This is a genomic window from Paenibacillus pabuli, assembly GCF_039831995.1.
In the GTDB taxonomy this organism is placed as follows: domain Bacteria; phylum Bacillota; class Bacilli; order Paenibacillales; family Paenibacillaceae; genus Paenibacillus; species Paenibacillus pabuli_C.
In genome coordinates, this window is the sequence record NZ_JBDOIO010000003.1 from 1,069,507 (window position 1) to 1,088,388 (window position 18,882).

Here is an 18,882-nt window from a genome sequence, read left to right on the forward strand (position 1 = left end):
ACCTCCTTAGAACAGGGATACATCACTGACTTTGCGAGCAATGCGATTAACAGTAAGTACCAGGACAAGTCCAATAATACTCTGGAATAGCCCGACCGCTGCAGCATAACTTAGTCGCCCTTCGCGAATCCCGGAGTTGATGGCGTGCACATCCAGTACACTCCCGATGCTCGCGGTTGCCGGTCCATTCAGGAGAAGCAGCTGTTCGTAACCTGCACTCATCAGGCTGCCTACGGCAAGGATGAACAAGATGATGGCCACGTTGCGAATGCCTGGAAGTGTCACGTGCCACATCTGCCTGAAACGGCCTGCACCATCAATCTTGACAGCTTCATAGAGCTGCTGATCGATCCCTGCGATGGCAGCCATAAAGATGATGGAATTCCAGCCAATGTTCTTCCAGATATCCGATCCAACAATCAGTTGATAAAACCACGATGGATTGTTCAGGAACTGGATCGATTCCGCTCCCATGGCACCCATGAAGTCATTGACTGGTCCACCATACGGTGTCAGCAGCCTTTGCATTAGGGTAACTACAACAATCCAGGATACGAAATATGGCAAGTAGGATAATGTCTGAATCGTCTTCTTAAACCGGATCATGCGAATTTCATTTAACAGAAGTGCGAGAATGATGGGCATCGGAAATCCGATCAGCAATTTCATTAAGCTAATGATGATCGTGTTACGGATAATGTCACCGGATTGATAGTAATTGAAGAACTGTTCGAAATACTTGAAACCAGCCCATGGACTCCCGGTAAATCCACCGATGAAGTTGTAATCCCTGAAGGCAACCTGGATTCCGTACAGGGGGACATAGGAGAAAAGAAAAAACCAGACAATGCCTGGCAGCATAAACAAATAGAAGAGTTTATGCTGCCAGATTCGCTTCATCAATCGATTATTGGTTGTTCTCGTCTTGATCACATTCCCACCTCTCCTTTCTCAAAATGACGGACATTCGCTGTCACTGCTATACCTGCAGCAACTTCAAACGCAGTGTAATGATTTCAAATGGTGTGAACGATAGCGTGATCTTAGATGGATCTGTCATCGGGATCGGAGAAATAATATTTTCCATCAAATCAGCTATCCATGCCTCAGCGGCATCGAATCCAAGATGAATAACCGTATTGGCATGTGTTCCCGAAGTTTCATACAAGCGAACGATGATCTCATCCCCATCTTCTGCTTTTTTGACGGACTCCACCATGACGTGTGCATGTTCCGGTTGCAGGAAGGACTTTGATAATGGAATATCTCCAGCCTGCTTATTCCCTACAGAGGACAAGGAAATCATCCGCAGAGGAATGTTCAGTTCATTGCCTCTTCGATAGATCTCGGCTTGAACATGATTTCCTTGATGCGGAAATAGTGAATAAGTAAAAGCATGTTCCGTACGATCTGCTTCCGGATCAGGATACGAACTGCTGCGAAGCAGGTTAAGGTCAAGCACATTATCCATGGACCTGTGACCATACTTGCAATCATTGAGTAACGCCACTCCATAATCGGGCTCCGATAGATCTATCCACTGGTGGGCACAGATCTCATCTTTGGCAAAATCCCACGTTGTATTGCGATGGGTCGGTCTGGACAGACTCCCAAACTGGATTTCACAATGAACCTGTTCTGTACGGACATTCACTGGGAATGACGTGCGAAGCATCTTGGCGTTTTCTCGCCAATGCACATTCGTTTCAAAATCGATTCGCCTGCTGCCCTCAGTAAGAATAACGCTCTGGGTAAACTCGGATTCTCCATATCTGTATTGAAAGATTAGTCCAACCCTTGGCCCTTCGCGAAGCTCACGAATGTCATGCAGTGTTAGCGGTATACCCTGATTCACTGCATAGTCATGGCTAAAGTCCCAAGCGTCTCCTTCATCATGATACACACGCAGTTTATTTCCCTGTTCTCCTTGAGGAATGATTTCTCGCGATTCTGCTTTATCCAAGATTGAGATGATGGCACCTTCCTGATCAAACTTTACGATGAATGCGTCGTTCTCTATGATTCGTTCTTCCACATTTACATGTAACTCTGAACCCAGTGTTCCCGATCCAAATTCAATGTAAGTTCCGACCTTACGGGTGGTACTCTCGTTAGGATATTCTGGTAGAACTGCGTATCCCATGGAGGGAACCTGAACCTTAATCCACCGTCCTTGGATATTAAGCCATTCTTGTCGCTGCCAAGGCAATGAATTAAACACCACTGTAGATTCCTCCGATGTGGACATATGGCTGGAAGCGAACTGATCCGCCAAACTGCTATAGGTGTTTGCAATCATGTTCTCTGTCTGGATCAATAGTTCTTCGTATCTGGCGAGTGATTCATCATATACCCGTTTAATTGAAGATCCCGGGAGGATATCATGAAATTGGTACAATAAGACTTCCTTCCATATGGTTTCGAGTGTACCGGAGGGATAACCCCTTCCTAACTGGGCTGCCGCCAGAACGGAGGCGAATTCCAATTCACGCAATGCTTTCTCCATTTTTCGGTTATACCGCTTGCTTCGCGCTTGACTGGTCAAGGTGCCCTGATGCTTCTCTAGATACAGCTCCCCACGCCACGTCTGGAATTTCTCTCGTTCACCATGGAGCTTTTCGAAGAATGCCCAGGAAGGCTCCTGGACTACGGGAGATAATCCCAACAGGTTCTTGGTCCGTGCGAGCCGTTCCAGATGCTCTTCTCCCGGTCCGCCTCCCCCATCTCCTATCCCGAAGAGCATCAGCGCATGTTCGGATACATTTTTATCGAGATATTTCTGCTCTGCATTGGCAATGGAACGAGGTGCTGCCGGACTGTTATACGTATCCTCGGGAGGCATATGCGTTAATATCGCTGAGCCATCAATCCCTTCCCACATAAACGAATGGTGGGGATGTTGATTGTACTCACTCCAGGAGAGCTTCTGGGTCATCATGTAATCGACTCCGGATTTCTTCAATAACTGGGGCAAGCTTGCCGAATAACCAAATACGTCAGGCATCCAAAGTGATCTCATTTCCAACCCGAACTCTTCTTGAAAATAGCGTTTGCCATACAGAATCTGCCGAACAAGAGATTCACCACCAGGCACATTTGTATCCGACTCAACCCACATGGCTCCCTGAGGTTCCCATCTGCCTTCACGCACTCGTTCCTTGATTTGATCATATAATTTGGGGTAATGCTGCTTCATCCAATCGTACAGCTGGGGCTGACTTGCACCAAATACATAATCGGGATAACGTTCCATCATGCGAAGCACGGTCGAGAACGTTCTGGCACCCTTTCGGATCGTCTCACGGATCGGCCATAACCACGCCAAATCGATATGTGCATGACCTACGGCGCTCAACGTTAAGACCGGATCCCCACCTTGTAAACTGAGCTGTTCATCCGTTCGTTTCTTCGCTAGCCGGATACGCTCTTCCGAAAAATCAGTCAGCTGCAACGATACGTCATAGAGTGTCTGATATATTCTTTCCTTGCGCGCTGATCCGGTGGGCAGATGTTCTGCAGTTTCCAGGAGAACCTCAGTGTCGTAGTACAAATTGCGAATGTCTTCCCGACAGACCGCGATAACGGCTTCTCTTAGAGTGCCTCCCTGATACTTGCCAAACAAATCGTTATTGCCTGCATCTGCCCATACTTCGATATCATCTCCGCTTACATATCCCTTGCTGAGCTCAACGACACGTTTGCCGGGCAAGCCTAAGGAGAAATCGAATTCGGAGTTAATGGTCGTCAAACCCTGGACAGGCGTTCCTTCATGATCGACGAGACATAGTTCACCGCTGACATCCAACAATAGGACGATCCTCTCATAAGCATTGACCTCATCACGGGTTGGAAATTTGCCTGCAAAACGGAACCAGGCACAGTCCCAGAGCTCACCCCAGTGTTCTCCTTGATGGAGATTCACTTGCTTACCCGACATCCGAGATTCATAGGATACAGGCTCTGGTGAAACCCATGCCTTTACTTCTAGTTCGGTAATCGGTTCATAAATGGCATCTCGAAGTTTGTTTAACATCTGTTTTAAACGTTCCGGCCTTATCGGTTCGTATGGCATACTTTTGCTCCTCTCTGTTACGATGATTGCCTCTAAGGAATCAGCAGGAAGACCATCGCACATGTATCTCCGTACGGTTCTCGTCCCCATGCTCGTATTGAATAAGCACGGTTAGCGTATCTCGGTCCCATTCCCAAGAAGCGGGAACTGCTTTGCCTTGAACAATGTACTGGATAGATACTGGTATCGCTGCGCTGTACAGCCGTGCAGTAGCTTGCAGGCGGGCTGGCCCTCTCGCCACGAATCGAAAACCTGTGCCCGACACGGACAGAGCTTCGATTCGGGAAGAAGCCGCGATGAGGGAAACTTCTCCAGCCGCTGGACGTCCTGATTCAACATCATAGAGCAGAGCCTGTTCGCCAGGCTTCAGAACGACCTGTCTCAGCACCGGCAGCTTCGAATCGAACAAATCCACAACTGGACCCGATATGACAAGTGGCTCCTCGCTTACCGACTCATCCAAAGCAGATACGATGATGTAGGGACCCCGACTGATTTTGAAATATGGCCTCGACTCCCACTGGATAGCTGGTCGCTGGAGCACAGCAATCATATTTTGAACGGATTGGCGGAGACGATCAGATCCTGACTTGGATCGGGTGAATTCAGCCGGATGTTCGTTCAACCACGCAAATCCGCCCTTTCCTACCCGCTGGACACCGCTTCCCATCCCCTTCAGACCAAGTTGCTCGAACAAATGCTCACGTGGGGAATAATATTTGGTTCCAGACTTCCTATCCTGCAGCTCAAGATTCCACCACGCACGTATATCATGATAAGGATCACTATCATCCCCAACATAGATCAGCCCCCCGCCATCCTGCACCCATTGTGCCAGTACATAATGAATATCCGGATACTCAGGTTTGATAAACTCATAGCTGAGTACAAGGACATGGTAAGGTGACAGATAACCCGGATACCGTCGTACATTATCGAGTAAAAGGGGACGAACGGGTATCCCGTGTTTTAGCAGTGGAAGCGCAAGACCGTAAAAAGGAGAGAAATCGAGCAGCTCGGTATCACCCTCTTCTTGAAAGCTTTCAGGGTCCGTTCCATCATATTTTCCAGGATTAGGCGCCTCTAGATCAGGCTTCATTCGCTGAAACATAGCCGAATCGGCAATTAGAACGCCAACTTGCAGCGAGTTCCCATCCTTTTCGGTCACATTCTGATCCATGTTACCTAGGGTATGCATGACCTGGAGCAGCGTCGTTGCATAGTCTGCCGGGATTTTCTCCTTACTAGAACCTTCTTCCGCTGGATAAGTCCCTTGAAAGATTCTTCGAGGCCATGGGGCGACTTCATAATGGGCAACCCCAGGATGCAGAAGTGATGCAACCACGGTCTTCAAGTAGTTCTGCTTGTAATCCGACCAGGTATAATTCGGATTATCCTCGATCGGATCATGCAGGAACCACATGCGTCTGTCGGTTCCGCGCACCAGTTCCTGCATTACACCGTACTCAAGGTAAGCGGTTTCAAATGTGCGTTCCTTGCGAATCCCTTCATACACATTTGGTGTACGGGATGTCCCCGTCCAGATCTGTGCAATATATCCATCAACGGAGGCCAGTTCAACAAGTTGTGATTGCGGACTGACGATCCGCCACTGCGTGTAATTGATCAGGCTATGCGTTGGAACATAAAAGCGTAGGACACGGCCATAGCGTTGCAATGCATAATCCTTCATCTCGGCACATAACCGATCCAGGACTCGCGTATATAAGTATGCCTTTAGTTTCGAAGCTCGATATTGGGCATCAGGCGAGGCATGCGGCGGAATCCAAGGCTCCTTGTAATGCAGCTGCCATTCTCTCTTAAAAGCTTCAGAATATCCACCGTTCACCCAGAATTCAGGTTCTTCCAGATGGATAGCTTCAACACCTGCATCTACAGCGATTCGAATTTGCTCCGCTAAATAACGTCCAAATGAAAGCGTAGGCACCATGTACGGAATAATGGGCTGATCCCCATGAAGAATCATCTGCTGGTGACGATCCGTCTGAGCTTCATCCCAGTGGGGCATGCCATCCACCTCACCATCAAGGTAGCTGGTGTAATCTCCCCAGGCAACCCCGGTCATGAGGTGAACAATATATCCTTTCTCTTTCCATTGCTTGATGCGTTTCGGCATCGATTCGTCAATGCCATATACCATGACAAAGTCAGTCTGTAGATCATAATCGGGATGATACGGAGCGGATTCCTGAAATCCGGTGCGCTCTTCTGTCCGGTCTCGTGACACATTCTAACCCCCTAGTGACGCTATCGCTTGGATTGTGTTGTATGACTATCCATCATTTTCTAGACTATAATATATGATTTGAATATATTCAATATGTTTTTTAAAACAAAAAACCTCCCCCGTACTTGACGGAGAAGGTTTTCTTGTAAATCCATATTAGCTTTGACGAACCTTGCCCGTGGTTTGGCACACCACAAGTTCAGGCTCAATAAGTATTTTACTGTAGATTTTCGCTTTGTCGTGATCATGCAACACCTCAAGTAATTTAACGGCAGCCTGGTATCCCATATCTCGCTCAAACTGATTCACGTGGGTAAATATGCTGAATTCCTCTACGATAGACGTGGGATCATCGAAGCTTACAATGGACACGTCTTCAGGTACCCTTAGCCCTGCTTGTTTGGCCATTTGATGAATCTGCACACCGAGCCTTCCGTTAAGCGAAATGTATGCAGTAACCATACGGTTTACGATATACCTATACAAGGGATGGGATTCTGCATCTTTCAGCAAGCTCAAGGGTTGGAAATCTGTGATCATATGGGCCGGATTGATTAAAGACCCTTTAGCTTTCAAGGCCTCAATATAACCCTCGATCCGTTCCTGGACCGTGACGGTCTGCAGGGGCGAATCTGAACAGATGGCGATATCCCGGTGCCCGAGCTCCCACAGATGCTCTACAGCAAGTCTGGTACCGCGTCTTCCGTCCGCCGCAATATAGTGTGTCTCGACACCAGGCAGATAGCGGTCGATCAGTACAAATGGAAAACCCGAGAGTTTCATGCCCAGGATCTCCTCGTTATAGTTTTCCTCATCGACAGGAAAAATTAACAGACCTTCAGCGCCAAGAGCCTTCAGTTCCTTGATGACATCCTTCTCTTTATCCAACCTGCCATGTGTAAACATGATCATGCTTCGATAACCTTTCTCGCTAAGAGCTTGTTCAATCCCTTCAACAAGTCTGATGGCGAAGTAGTCATGGATCGAGGGCATAATCACACCGACCATTCCCGTAGACATTGTGCCTTCTCTGCCCTTTGCTGCATTCGCCGGCGTTGACGTCACTGATACCATATCGTTTTCTTCCGCAACAAAACTTCCCTTGCCCGGTACTCGGGCGATCAGCTTCTCATTCGCTAACCCTGTCAAGGCATTGGCTACAGTGATTTTACTGACTTGAAACTGATCCATCAGCTCCTTCTCTGTCGGTATTCGATCACCGGGTTTCATCTTTTGTGTAGTTATGATGTTTCTGACATAGTCCTGGATTTGTTGATACAACGGAACTCGATCATTTGTGTTCATTCGGATCACATCACCAATTCATTCATAATATTTGAGATATATAATATATTCTTTCACAAGCATTCGCAACAAACAAGCTGAACTTATCTGCAGTTCAATCTAACCTCTCCAGGATGATGGCATGATTAAAATGTCTCTTTTTCTTACACTTTGGGAACTTTTGTCGAATCTATTGCAATAACATATATGTATATATTTAATATATATTGAGTTGAGGTGTGTTGATTGGCTTTCTGCCAAAAAAGGAGGGCGGAATCACTGAAGGGATACACACGCTCTAATTTCCGACTATAACAAGGAGTGAATTCGCCATGGCTCGTAGATTCACGATACTCTGTTTAGCCTTCGTCTGCGCTTTTTCCTTAACTGCTGGTTCGGTATCCGCTTCGGAAAGCAATGTTCAAACAGCTAAATCTGGGGATTCCAAATCTAACCGTGAGCTCCCCAGTTTCAAGAAGCCAAAACATCTGGATGCTGCTGACATTTATGATGCACCAGGTGATATCAAATTGCTGCTTGGAACGCTGCAGGGAATTGTTAACCGGAAACAACCGCGAATCTATCTGATCGAATCCCAGGAAGAAGGAAAATTGACCTGGCTAAAGGATCTCCATGTGCCCTATACGCTACACCAGGATTATTGGGACGTCTTCTCGGCATATCGCAGCGAAGTCAAAGGCATGATTGTGTATGATCCCAAGTTACCTGATTCTATTAATGTGGCAACCACTCTTGCTGGTCTAAAGGATGCTGTTGTTGCAAGTCCCGAGCTGGCAGCCCAATTGTCCAAAGCACCGTATAACCTGAATATCCTTGATGATCTACAGGGTAAATTCAGCAGTCGGATTGATGCTTATACCTGGCAATATGAGAATCTGTGGAAGAATACAACCCACCAGATGTTAGTCGGACTTGATCCGGATACAGCCATCCGTATTCCATCCGGTCTTCCCGAGTCGTTTGTGACCATTGCAGAGGAGAAGCAGCCCATACGAGATGCCAGCAACCGAGACACTTACCCGCTTGACCTTTCTTCGCTGCTTGGGGAATCCAAGGTTTATCTCCGGTTTGATGATGCCTTAACCCAAGATGGCTGGGGCCCCGCAGTACATGAAGTTACGGTGAAGGCAGATGGCGAAGTCATAGCAAACTTCGTTGCTGGAACGCCAGAAGAAGAACTTTTGCTGTACGATAGACAAAATTCCAAGGTCGCAGAGGGTCAGGGCGGTCACCGTTTCGCCGATAATGGCAATTATTTTGTATATGAATTCAGCCCTCCTGCGGGAACTCAGGAACTGACGGCTGAGGTGGACATGTGGAACCAGTTTAAAGTTTCAGCGGGTAATATCCGTCCGCTCTCTGCTGAGCAGCAGGAACCCTACGGTTATTTGCGGGACTATGCAGTCGCCAATAAAGCGATGGTTTTTTGGCTGGACTCCAACGTGCCTGAACAAAAAGCACTTTTTGAAAAAATCATGTCCGACGTGAATCCGGGAACTCCCTACCTTGGATGGTTCAGCAATGATGTGGAAGGTGAGTTCAGCTCCGTTGAGATTGCATCGCGTTATGGGGTCTACGTACTTGCTGCCGACTGGTTCAGTAATCTCACCGTTTTCTCGGGAACCGAGGCGAAGTTCAAGCCCGTTAAAAAATCTCCACGTCCGAAGCTGGAGAACAAAATCTACGTAACGTATACCTTCACTGAAGGTGATAATTTTCAGTACAACCAGCACCGTATGCGTGTAATGTGGGATGATCCTGCACGAGGCAAGGTTCCAATCAATTGGACTTCAAGCCCGCTTCTTTATGAGGGTGCACCGGCGATATTGAATCATTATGTGAATACAGCAACTCCCAATGATCTGCTGATTGCCGGACCATCCGGAGCAGGTTACCTCTATCCGGGTGCATGGCCAGACTCCAGCTTCCGGTCGTTTTTGCAACAGACCGAAAAGTATCTAAAAAAGACGGGCATGACGATCTCATATGTTCTGAACCGGGAAGACAGCGAGAATATACCTCTCACACCATTTAAGGCAAGCGCTTACGAAGAGGATTATCATTCTCCAGGGTTATTCATTAGCTATGAAGACCACTATGGCGTTGAGATCGTTGGCAAGAGCTTGCCGGTGTCTACGATTCGTGGAATAAGTACAGTCCAGGATGGGTTACAGGTACTGAATGAGGCAAAAGCAAACTGGGATGGAACATCGCCGTTGTTCATTTCCCTTGGATTGCTTGCCTGGAGCATGACTCCATCCGATGCCTTGGCAGTCACTGAAGAATTGGGACCGGAATTTAAGGTAGTGCGAGCGGATGACTATTTCTCCCTTATTCGAGAAAGTAAGCATTTGCCCCCTAGCAAGTAGTCTCCGTACTTCTAGAAAAATTGAATAAACGCAAGAAGCATCGTCACCCTATATGAAGGGATTCGATGCTTCTTTTTTTCAAAATTGTCTAATAAAAACCTATACATTTAAACTTAAACTGACATTCTCAAGACTCTTTGCACAGTTAACGTTGAACAGTAATTCCGGAACACATAAGAACGAGTTCGCAAAACATCATGTTAGCCCACGAAAACCAAGGACGGGTAAATTCTTCCGGATTGTCGGCGTCAAAACCCTCGTGCATAAGCCCGGTTCCTCCGTCTGTCGCGAGCAGCACATTAAGAAGAAACTGTTTTTCGATGTCGTCCTGAGACGTCATGCCTTGCATCGCAAGTGCAATATGCCAGATGTATTGATTCGGCGTATGTGGACTACCAATTCCAGAAGCCGACTTTCCCTGGTAATAGTATGGATTACGCTTGCTCAAGATGAATTTTCGCGTATTCATATAGACTGGATCATCTGCAGTCGTATACCCCAGATAAGGAAGGGATAGCAAGCTAGGGACATTGGCGTCATCCATCAAATTGGCAGCCCCTAGTCCGTCAACTTCATATGCATAGATAGGTCCACATTCTTCATCTACTAATATGCCATACTCGTGAATGCCTTTATCGATCTGTACTGCAAGTTTCTCTGCTTCTTCTGCAAGCTCCTGATCCCTAAAGACTTCTTGCGCTATTTCCTTTACATAATGAAGCACAACAACAGCAAACATATTAGATGGAACCAAATACCCGTACATACATGCGTCATCACTAGGCCTAAAGCCGGACCAGGTCATCCCGGTGTATCCTGTTTCTGATCCTTTACCATTCCGAACTAATGTATCCGATTCTGGACAATTGAAGCGTTCAAACGTATACGTTGAATCAGATTCATGCCTCTGCTCCCTTTTCCATAATGCGATTATCTGGTGTACTCCTGTACGAAAGTTTTCATCCAAATGGTCCGAACTCCCGGCATTCTTCCACAACAAATAACTGAGCTGAATCGGATAACACAGTGAATCGATCTCGTATTTCCTTTCCCATACCCACGGACTCATATCGGTTACATCCTTCTGGTGCCCTGCACCACTGGGAGAATCGTTAAATGCATTCGCATAGGGATCTCGCAAAATATAATCGAATTGGCGCCGTACCACCCCTTGAATCATGTCACGGATTTCCGGATCTTCCGCAAGGACCAGGAATGGTCTTACCTGCGCCGCAGAATCGCGAAGCCACATGGCAGGAATATCCCCTGTAATAACAAACGTTGTGCCATCATCCTTCCGTTTCAATGTGGTCTTCCAAGTGTTAGCCAAACACCGTTCAAACATGTCCGCTGTTCTTTCGGGTTGCTTCCCGCGCACCGCGTCCGTTAAGCGTCTGATCGCCTCTGGAAGTTCTGTATCATAATGCATTTCCCCATCCCCTTATGCTCTATGAAATCATAATCCGTGCAATCCATGTATTCTAAGTGTTCCTATCTTCTTGGCTTAACTGGCTTGGAAGGTTTGCCTGACTCCAATTCCGCAGCGGCCTCCAGCAGAAAGACACCACTGAGCTGTGCAGTAAGGTGGAGTGGGTTCTGGGCCGGTTGACCCCACGCCTGACCGAATAATCCGTTTTTCCGACTGCCTTTCAGTAACGCATCAGCATTGCGGTAGATCGCTTTCTTCAGACTCTTGTTGTGCCCGATGTCATACAGCTCAGCCATGTAACGAATCAATATGCCTTTGAACAAAGCGCCATCGCCATCCCCGTCCTCTTTGAAAATTCCCGTCTTCTCATTCGTCAAAGTCTTCAGGGAACCTGCTGCTGTCTTCTCCGCATCTTGCAAATACACCTGATCTCCCGTAATGCGGTAGAGTTCCACTCCGGCACCAATGAACGTGCCTTGGTTGTATGTGAAGATCCAGTCTTCATTCACATCAAGCGTGCCGTCCTCACGCAGCACCAGGCCATCTGCGACGAGTCCCGTCTCCGGATTTACGAGATACCGTTTCTCCCATTCATATATTTTTTGCGCCCATTCCAAGTCCTGAGGATCGCCGAATCGCTCATACAATCTTGCTGCCAGGATGGAAGCTGGTCCGCTTGAACATGCATTACGGTTATACCGTTGATCCTTCTTCCACGCCATGCCGCCCAGATCATCTTCCCACCAGGCTGTCTTAATGTCTTCCCAGAGAGCAAGCACGTAGCCTTTCATCTCTTCACTGCCTGTCGCATCATAGAGCCGAAGAGCGGCAAGGGCCAGCCATTCCATATCATCGTAGAACTCATTATGAAGCGAACCATTGTGTTCAATAATACTGCGAACCAGTTGTTCCGCACGTTCCGTGTACGTTTCGTCTCCTGTCCGTTCATATCCGTCTACCAGTGCATCAACCGCATGAGCTTTCCACCAGTAATTCAGAGCCTGTTCTCCTTCCGTTGTCGATGGATAAGCGTTATTCATCATTTTTGCTTCATCGTTCCAGTAGTACTCATGAAGCTTCTCTTGTGCCCACTGCGCTTGTCGGGTATATTGATTTTTGCCTCCACCGCTGGCACCCATGGTGGTTACCAAAATAATACTGAGTACAACCGTCAGGCTAATGATTTTCTTTTTTCTCATCTTATTCCATCCCTTCTTAGTCATCCGATTATTATTCTTTCACTGCACCGAGAACAATTCCGTGGATCAAATAACGCTGTAAAAAAGGGTAAATCAGTAATATCGGGATCATGGAGACCAAAATCTTGGCAGAATTCAATGTGGTGTTAGAAATTTTATTATATTGCTGTAGCTGTTCAACGGAGAGATTTTGCATTTGGTCTCGTGTAAGACTGAGCTGCTGCAGATAAGTCTGGAGCGGTATTTTGGAGCTGTCATTGATCAGAATGATGCCGTCAAAGAAGTTATTCCAGTGTCCAACGATGACAAATAACATAATGGTCGCCAGACTTGGCATCGAGATCGGAATGAAGATTTTGAGCAAAATTTTCATTGGACCCGCGCCGTCAATAAATGCAGCCTCTTCGAGTTCCTTGGGAATTCCCTTGAAGAAGTTCATGAGAAGAATTACATTGAATACAGGAACCGCACCCGGCAGAATCAACGCCCATATGCTGTTGATCAATCCGAGCTTGCTAATCACCATGTACCATGGAACAATCCCCCCGCTGAATAGCATCGTAAATACAATTATCCACATGTATGTGTTCCGTGATCTGAACTGTGTGACGCTCCGTGACAACGGATAGGCCATAAGGATGGTCAGAATCATATTAATTGCACCGCCCAGCAGCACCCGTTCAACCGATATCAGAAAAGCATTCCAGAACTTCGTATCTTTCAAAATCTGTGCGTAGGAAGAGAAGTTCAGTTCCACTGGAAAAAAGTAGACCCGGCCGGCATTAACAGCCGTACTGCTGCTGACGGAGACCATAATCGTATTTACGATCGGAGCCAGGGACATGAATGTGATCAGGATCAACGTGAACATAATCAACAGGCGGGATAACCTGGAACCGAGTGTTTTGGATTGAATCATGCTAACCCTCCTAGAAGATTCTGTACCCCGCATACTTCGAAGCCAGCCGGTACGAGATGACGATCAGAACAAAGCTGATAACCGATTTCATCAAACCAATGGCCGTCGCGAATGAATACTGCATGTTAATCAGACCCATGCGGTACACGAAGGTATCAATGATATCACCCGTTTCATATACAAGTGGATTATACAGGTTGAATACCTGATCGAATCCTGCATTGAGCACATTCCCAAGGCTCAGCGTACCCAGAAGGATAATGGTTGGGAACATTCCCGGGAGCGTGATGTTTAAAGTCTGTTTCCAGCGATTCGCACCGTCCATTGCAGCGGATTCGTACAAGGCAGGGTTAATCGCCGTTAATGCAGCCAGATAGACAATGGTTCCGTAACCAAACTCCTTCCAGGTATCTGTTACGATTAACAGAGGCCTGAACCAATCATTGCTCGCCAAAAACATAATGCGCTCCAAACCGAGAATTTCAAGGAAATTATTTATCATGCCGTCAAAGGAAAATATCATGGTCAGCATCGTACCCAGGACAACCCAAGACATAAAGTGAGGTAAGTACACAATGGTTTGAATCGAACTCTTGAACACTTTCAGACGCACCTCATTAAGCAGAAGGGCAAAAACGATTGGGACAATTAATCCCAGCACAATTTTCCCGACCGCAATCACCAGCGTATTTACAAATATCTGCTTCGCGTCCGGCAGTTGAAACATATAAGTGAAGTTACTAAGTCCTGCCCATTTGGAACCGAATATACCTTTGGCAGGAATGAACTTCTGGAAGGCTATGATTACGCCAAACATGGGCACTATGGAGAAAATGAACAGCATGACCATGCCGGGCAGCAGCATAAAATGGTAGGTCATTTCATCAAATCGCTTACGTTTCTTTTTGCCTGGGTAACTTACTTCCGTCTTTGGATGTATCGTCGCCTCCGCTTGTGCCATTGCCCGTTTCACCTCCATCCTGCCTCCTGTAGGCAGGTCTTATCGGTAAAAGCGCATGCGGAAGTCCAGCATCAGGCTTCCGCTATATTACGCTTCTACTACAATCCGGCTATTTTACCTTTTGCTCATTTCGTTGACTTCCTCAGTAATTTCGTCTCCACCCGTCCGTTTCCATGTGTCGACAAACGTATCAAATTCGTCAATAGAAGCTTGCCCCATAATAATTTTGAGGATTGTTTCCTCTTCGAGCTTCTGCAGGTTCGCCCACTTCAGCTTCATGGTCTCTGTTGTCCCATAAAAGCCTGCAGGAGTGACTTCCAGATTGGGATTATTCGCCTCACGCTGTCCCTCAATCCGTGAGAGGTATTCGCCGTATGTGTTTACGTCAACGGCATTCCCTTTCTCCTTGAATTCCTGATAGGCCTTGAATGAGACGACCCGGTCTTCCTGAACAGAGGAAGCATCTCCGGTCTCATCAGCTTTCATTAAATCTTCGTAATACCGCTTCAACACATCGTCATAATCGACTTGCATCGGAATCTGTGTTGGATCATTGTTCCAGCGGCTCGCATCAGTCAGCATCTCATCGGGATGTTCCTTTTTGTAATTGATCGCATCCTCAGTTAAGGCATAGAGGAAATCCGTTGTGAGGTTGACTGACTTCATAATCGCTTCAGGGTGGGCAAAGTTCTTGTTTACTACAACAATACCGCCTCCTACCGGATCCTGCCGTATCGTTCTGAACTTGCCGTTATCGTCCAGTGGTGCCGATACTGCAACCCAAACTGCATCCGGATCTTGTTTGATGGAATCTTTGTAGTTGGTATAGCCGATCCACCATGGATTAAAAACCATGCCCGCCTGTCCGTTGATCACCAGTGCCTCTTTCTCTTCACTCGACCGGACAGCAAATTGTTTATCAATCAAGCCTTCCTTATACATGGCACTAACCTCTGCCAGCGCTTGCTTCATCTCTGGCTGAACGGATCCGTATACCACCTGGCCATCTTTCTCGATCCAGTTCATTGGAAACGCACCATGGGCCGCATATATTGGTGTAAAGTTCATCGCATTGGAATCCATCACCATGCCCACCGTCTTGCCTGTGCCAGATACGTCCTTCTCCACGAATGTTCTGGCGAGATTCCATACATCCTCAGCAGATTCCGGAAGCTTCGCGCCGACCTTATCCACCCAATCTTTCCGGACCCACAGCAATTGATGCTGATTACCAATGTTCGTCATCGGAAGCCCCATGATTTTGCCGTCTACCTTAACCTGATCCAGCAGCAAGTCTCCGTAGGAGCCATAGATGCTCTTCACACCTTCGGATGCTGTTTTCTCGTAAACCTCTGTCATATCGGCAATCAGATCATTGTCAACTAACTGGTTAAATATCTCACGGCTGACCAGCATAACATCAGGCAGATCACCCGTGGTCATGGATAAGGACAGCTTCTGATCCATGTCGTCCGTTTCCCAAGCCACCTTGGCCTTGACGTTCACCCGATCTTCTACATAACGTGTGGCCAAATTGTCCTCAATGGTATCGCCGGGAGGCAAGTTATTCACATGGTTGGTATTACGACCTATAGTAAATTCGACGGGTGTCTCATATTTGCCGTAAGGTTCGTAGTCCTGCTCCGATATCTGAGGCTGAGCGTTATCACTGTTTCCCCCGCTGCAGCCGCTGAATACAACCAGCGCCATACTGGCAATCAGCAGTGAAGCGATCTTACTGCGTTTGTTCATCCTGTCATCCCCTTTATTTGATTTGCTTGATAACCAAATTGTATGCGTTTTCAATTTTGACGTATATGCAATTTTTTTCGGATATGTATTACTTTTTTCATGACCTCCATCTTCCTTCAGACAGAGTAGTTACCTTGTGAGGAAACCAAATAAGCGGCTGCCGCAGCAACCGCCTTCACTTCGTAACGTTTTATATTGGTTTAACTATTGTTTACGTTGAAGAGGCCGGAATCACCATAGACACTTCTGTTCCGTGACCAGGTTCACTCCGAATGACGAGTCCATAATCCTGTCCGTAGTACAGCTTGATTCGGTCATTCACGTTACGTACGCCGCAACCCCCATTCTCACTGGTTAGCAACCGAGTGATCTGCTGAGGCGTCATGCCTACGCCGTTATCGGTAACGGCTAATTTTATGCCTTCGCTCACTCGTCCAATTGTAATCAGCAAGCAGTAATCCGTCGCTGCTGCTTCAACAAAGCCGTGTTTAATGGCATTTTCAACAATGGGCTGTAAAACAAAATGAATCACCTTCGCTTGCAATGCCTCTTCGTCAATATCGTAATCCACATCAAACAGACCATCGTTCATAATAAGCTGCAAATCCAGGTATGCCTTAATATGCTGGATTTCAGCTTCAATCGTGGTCATATGTCTCCCTTGGTTCAATGTCGTTCTGTAGAAGCGGGCTAATGCCGATACCATATAACTTGTTTCAATATCTGACTTCTTCTCGGCCCTCCACCGGATAAATGAGAGTGTATTATACAGAAAGTGAGGATTAATTTGGCTGATCAGTCTGTTATATTCGCTTTCCTTCTTGGCGATCTCAGCATGATACACCTGAGCGATCAGACTGTTGATCCTTCTGAGCATCTTACCGATACCGTTTGTCAGCTCACCAAATTCATCACGGGATGAACTCTGTATGATCACGTCCAGATTGTTTCGTTCCACCTTGTCGACCTTCGTCTTGAGACGAAGAATTCGGCGGGTAAAGTTATTGGAGATGATATATATCAGCAGAAAAGTAATGATCAGACTGAGGATAATGACAAACAGCGTAATTTGAAAAATGCTCATCGCATTCGCATACGCATTGGTATTTAGCAAACTATAATGGATCGTCCAGCCATTACTGGCAAGGGATCGGCTCAAACTCAGGTCACCCTGCTCCCTTTTTACCACTTCGGCTGCAGCATTCTGCTCTCTGTTTTCCTGAAAAATGATTTGTTGATCCTGGGCTTCGATTTGAACGGATATGTGCTCAGACAGATTATCCAAATCCCCAAATATGCTGTCATGCTGTATGGATATGACCATGAAGTTGCTGTCTTTTGGATTGCTGATCAGTTCCTGAACCAGATAGAGCTTCTCCCCATCCACAATCCAGCGCCTGCCCCGGAAACCGTCGTACCATGTTTTGCTCCTGAGCTCCCCTATGGGCAAAATGTTATTGCGAATTCCGAGCAGTTCTCCGGAGGTATAGAAGGTGATTCCTTCAATATCATCGTCCATCAATTTGATGTTTGAGATCATGGGCTCCATAATGTCACGAAAATCCAGGTACATCTGATAATAATTTTCATCATAGTCTTTGGTGAATATCTGCGAGAAATCTCGATTAAGTACCATAAACTCACTTAGCGTATTGTAGCGATTGATTTTGTAATCCATAATGCTGGCTGCCTGCTCCAAGCTCGCTTCAGCTTCGCTTCGCAGCTCTTTCATCTGAATACGATAGGATTGAATGAAGGAGAGCAGCCCAAGCAGAAGAATCGGAATGAGGGCAATAACGAGATGAGATAGTAATAATTTATTGCGGAACCTGATATCATTGAACCTGCTCTTGATCCACCCGATCATGAAGCACCCCGCACTCTCTGAACTGTAACGGACTAACGCCGAACTTGTTTTTGAACAGCTTGGCAAAATAAGAATGGTTGTCAATGCCTACAGCCATCGCAACATCATTAATCTTCATATTAGAGTGAGCAAGCAGATGGCTTGCACGGCTCAAGCGGTAATCCGTCAAATATTTGGAGAAGTTCTCTCCGGTTTCTTTCTTAAACAGGATGCTTAAATATCCAGGAGACAGATACACATCGTGAGCTGCTTCTGTTAGAGAGATATCTTTCTGATGATTATCCTTCACATAGTCCTTAACCTGCCGGATCACCCTCATTTCCATGGTTTCAGGCTCAGGCTTCCCAGCGTACGGACTCATCTTCGTAATATCCACCATCACTTGCAGAAACTCTTCCTTCACAAGCGGTTTGAGCAGATAATTGACGACACCCAACCGAATCGCACTACGCGCGTATTCAAACTCATCGTATCCGCTGCAAATGACAATATCTATATTCTGCTGCGTTTTGCGTGCGATCTTGCTAAGTTCCAGTCCGTCCATGAGTGGCATTTTAACATCGGTAATCAGAATATCAATCGTATTTCGTACCAATAGCTGCTCTGCTTTCTTTCCGTTCTCCGCTTCCATGATGTGAAAAGGAAAGCCATAACGTGCGATCAATTCCTTGATTCCTTCTCTTTGAACACACTCATCATCCACAACAAGAACATTAAACATCAAGACATCTCCTTTGCGCGTGAAAGTGAGAGGATAACCT

The 18,882-nt window shown here is 46.7% G+C and carries 12 protein-coding genes; 1 reads left to right on the forward strand and 11 read right to left on the reverse strand.

The window, feature by feature from the left end; all coding sequences use genetic code 11:
- Positions 1-6 precede the first annotated feature (6 nt).
- From ABGV42_RS06880 to ABGV42_RS06895, 4 genes are all read right to left on the reverse strand, one after another.
- Complete coding sequence (locus ABGV42_RS06880) at positions 7-933, reverse strand: ABC transporter permease (protein WP_347380996.1); 927 nt, start codon at positions 931-933, stop codon at positions 7-9.
- Between the two features lie 46 nt (positions 934-979).
- The gene (locus tag ABGV42_RS06885) at positions 980-4,072 is read right to left on the reverse strand and encodes an alpha-mannosidase (RefSeq protein WP_347380997.1); all 3,093 of its coding nucleotides are present in this window, start codon (positions 4,070-4,072) and stop codon (positions 980-982) included.
- A gap of 40 nt (positions 4,073-4,112) precedes the next feature.
- Complete coding sequence (locus ABGV42_RS06890; protein WP_347380998.1) at positions 4,113-6,320, reverse strand: hypothetical protein; 2,208 nt, start codon at positions 6,318-6,320, stop codon at positions 4,113-4,115.
- A 156-nt stretch (positions 6,321-6,476) separates the two neighbouring features.
- Positions 6,477-7,625 carry a GntR family transcriptional regulator gene (locus tag ABGV42_RS06895; RefSeq protein WP_347380999.1) on the reverse strand — a complete coding sequence of 383 codons (1,149 nt, stop codon included), beginning with the start codon at positions 7,623-7,625 and terminating at the stop codon, positions 6,477-6,479.
- A gap of 311 nt (positions 7,626-7,936) precedes the next feature.
- On the opposite strand from ABGV42_RS06895, the gene ABGV42_RS06900 reads away from it, so the two are divergent.
- On the forward strand, positions 7,937-9,994 hold the full coding sequence (locus tag ABGV42_RS06900; RefSeq protein ID WP_347381000.1) for a GxGYxYP domain-containing protein: 2,058 nt from the start codon (positions 7,937-7,939) through the stop codon (positions 9,992-9,994).
- Between the two features lie 145 nt (positions 9,995-10,139).
- On the opposite strand, the gene ABGV42_RS06905 is transcribed toward ABGV42_RS06900, so the two are convergent.
- The 7 genes from ABGV42_RS06905 to ABGV42_RS06935 all read right to left on the reverse strand — a co-directional run bounded on the left by ABGV42_RS06905 (position 10,140) and on the right by ABGV42_RS06935 (position 18,842).
- The gene (locus tag ABGV42_RS06905; protein ID WP_347381001.1) at positions 10,140-11,423 is read right to left on the reverse strand and encodes a glycoside hydrolase family 125 protein; all 1,284 of its coding nucleotides are present in this window, start codon (positions 11,421-11,423) and stop codon (positions 10,140-10,142) included.
- A 62-nt stretch (positions 11,424-11,485) separates the two neighbouring features.
- Complete coding sequence (locus ABGV42_RS06910; protein ID WP_347381002.1) at positions 11,486-12,622, reverse strand: glycoside hydrolase family 76 protein; 1,137 nt, start codon at positions 12,620-12,622, stop codon at positions 11,486-11,488.
- A 31-nt stretch (positions 12,623-12,653) separates the two neighbouring features.
- Positions 12,654-13,541, reverse strand: coding sequence for a carbohydrate ABC transporter permease (locus ABGV42_RS06915; RefSeq protein ID WP_347381003.1), 888 nt, complete (start codon positions 13,539-13,541; stop codon positions 12,654-12,656).
- Positions 13,542-13,551: 10 nt separating this feature from the next.
- Positions 13,552-14,421: an ABC transporter permease gene (locus tag ABGV42_RS06920; RefSeq protein ID WP_347383161.1), complete on the reverse strand. Its 870-nt coding sequence runs from the start codon at positions 14,419-14,421 to the stop codon at positions 13,552-13,554.
- Positions 14,422-14,616: 195 nt separating this feature from the next.
- Positions 14,617-16,254 (reverse strand): extracellular solute-binding protein, encoded by a 1,638-nt coding sequence (locus ABGV42_RS06925; RefSeq protein ID WP_347381004.1) that lies wholly within the window; start codon positions 16,252-16,254, stop codon positions 14,617-14,619.
- A gap of 211 nt (positions 16,255-16,465) precedes the next feature.
- On the reverse strand, positions 16,466-18,121 hold the full coding sequence (locus ABGV42_RS06930; RefSeq protein ID WP_347381005.1) for a sensor histidine kinase: 1,656 nt from the start codon (positions 18,119-18,121) through the stop codon (positions 16,466-16,468).
- On the reverse strand, positions 18,090-18,842 hold the full coding sequence (locus tag ABGV42_RS06935; RefSeq protein ID WP_347381006.1) for a response regulator transcription factor: 753 nt from the start codon (positions 18,840-18,842) through the stop codon (positions 18,090-18,092). Before ABGV42_RS06935 ends, ABGV42_RS06930 begins: the two co-directional genes overlap by 32 nt.
- Positions 18,843-18,882: the final 40 nt, after the last annotated feature.

Excerpts from the sequence above, each read along its gene's own strand:
- ABGV42_RS06885 (WP_347380997.1), bottom strand. The coding sequence starts at position 4,072 with ATGCCATACGAACCGATAAGGCCGGAACGTTTAAAACAGATGTTAAAC.
- ABGV42_RS06895 (WP_347380999.1), bottom strand. The coding sequence starts at position 7,625 with ATGAACACAAATGATCGAGTTCCGTTGTATCAACAAATCCAGGACTAT.
- ABGV42_RS06900 (WP_347381000.1), top strand. The coding sequence starts at position 7,937 with ATGGCTCGTAGATTCACGATACTCTGTTTAGCCTTCGTCTGCGCTTTT.
- ABGV42_RS06905 (WP_347381001.1), bottom strand. The coding sequence starts at position 11,423 with ATGCATTATGATACAGAACTTCCAGAGGCGATCAGACGCTTAACGGAC.
- ABGV42_RS06910 (WP_347381002.1), bottom strand. The coding sequence starts at position 12,622 with ATGAGAAAAAAGAAAATCATTAGCCTGACGGTTGTACTCAGTATTATT.
- ABGV42_RS06915 (WP_347381003.1), bottom strand. The coding sequence starts at position 13,541 with ATGATTCAATCCAAAACACTCGGTTCCAGGTTATCCCGCCTGTTGATT.
- ABGV42_RS06920 (WP_347383161.1), bottom strand. The coding sequence starts at position 14,421 with ATGACCTACCATTTTATGCTGCTGCCCGGCATGGTCATGCTGTTCATT.
- ABGV42_RS06925 (WP_347381004.1), bottom strand. The coding sequence starts at position 16,254 with ATGAACAAACGCAGTAAGATCGCTTCACTGCTGATTGCCAGTATGGCG.
- ABGV42_RS06930 (WP_347381005.1), bottom strand. The coding sequence starts at position 18,121 with ATGATCGGGTGGATCAAGAGCAGGTTCAATGATATCAGGTTCCGCAAT.
- ABGV42_RS06935 (WP_347381006.1), bottom strand. The coding sequence starts at position 18,842 with ATGTTTAATGTTCTTGTTGTGGATGATGAGTGTGTTCAAAGAGAAGGA.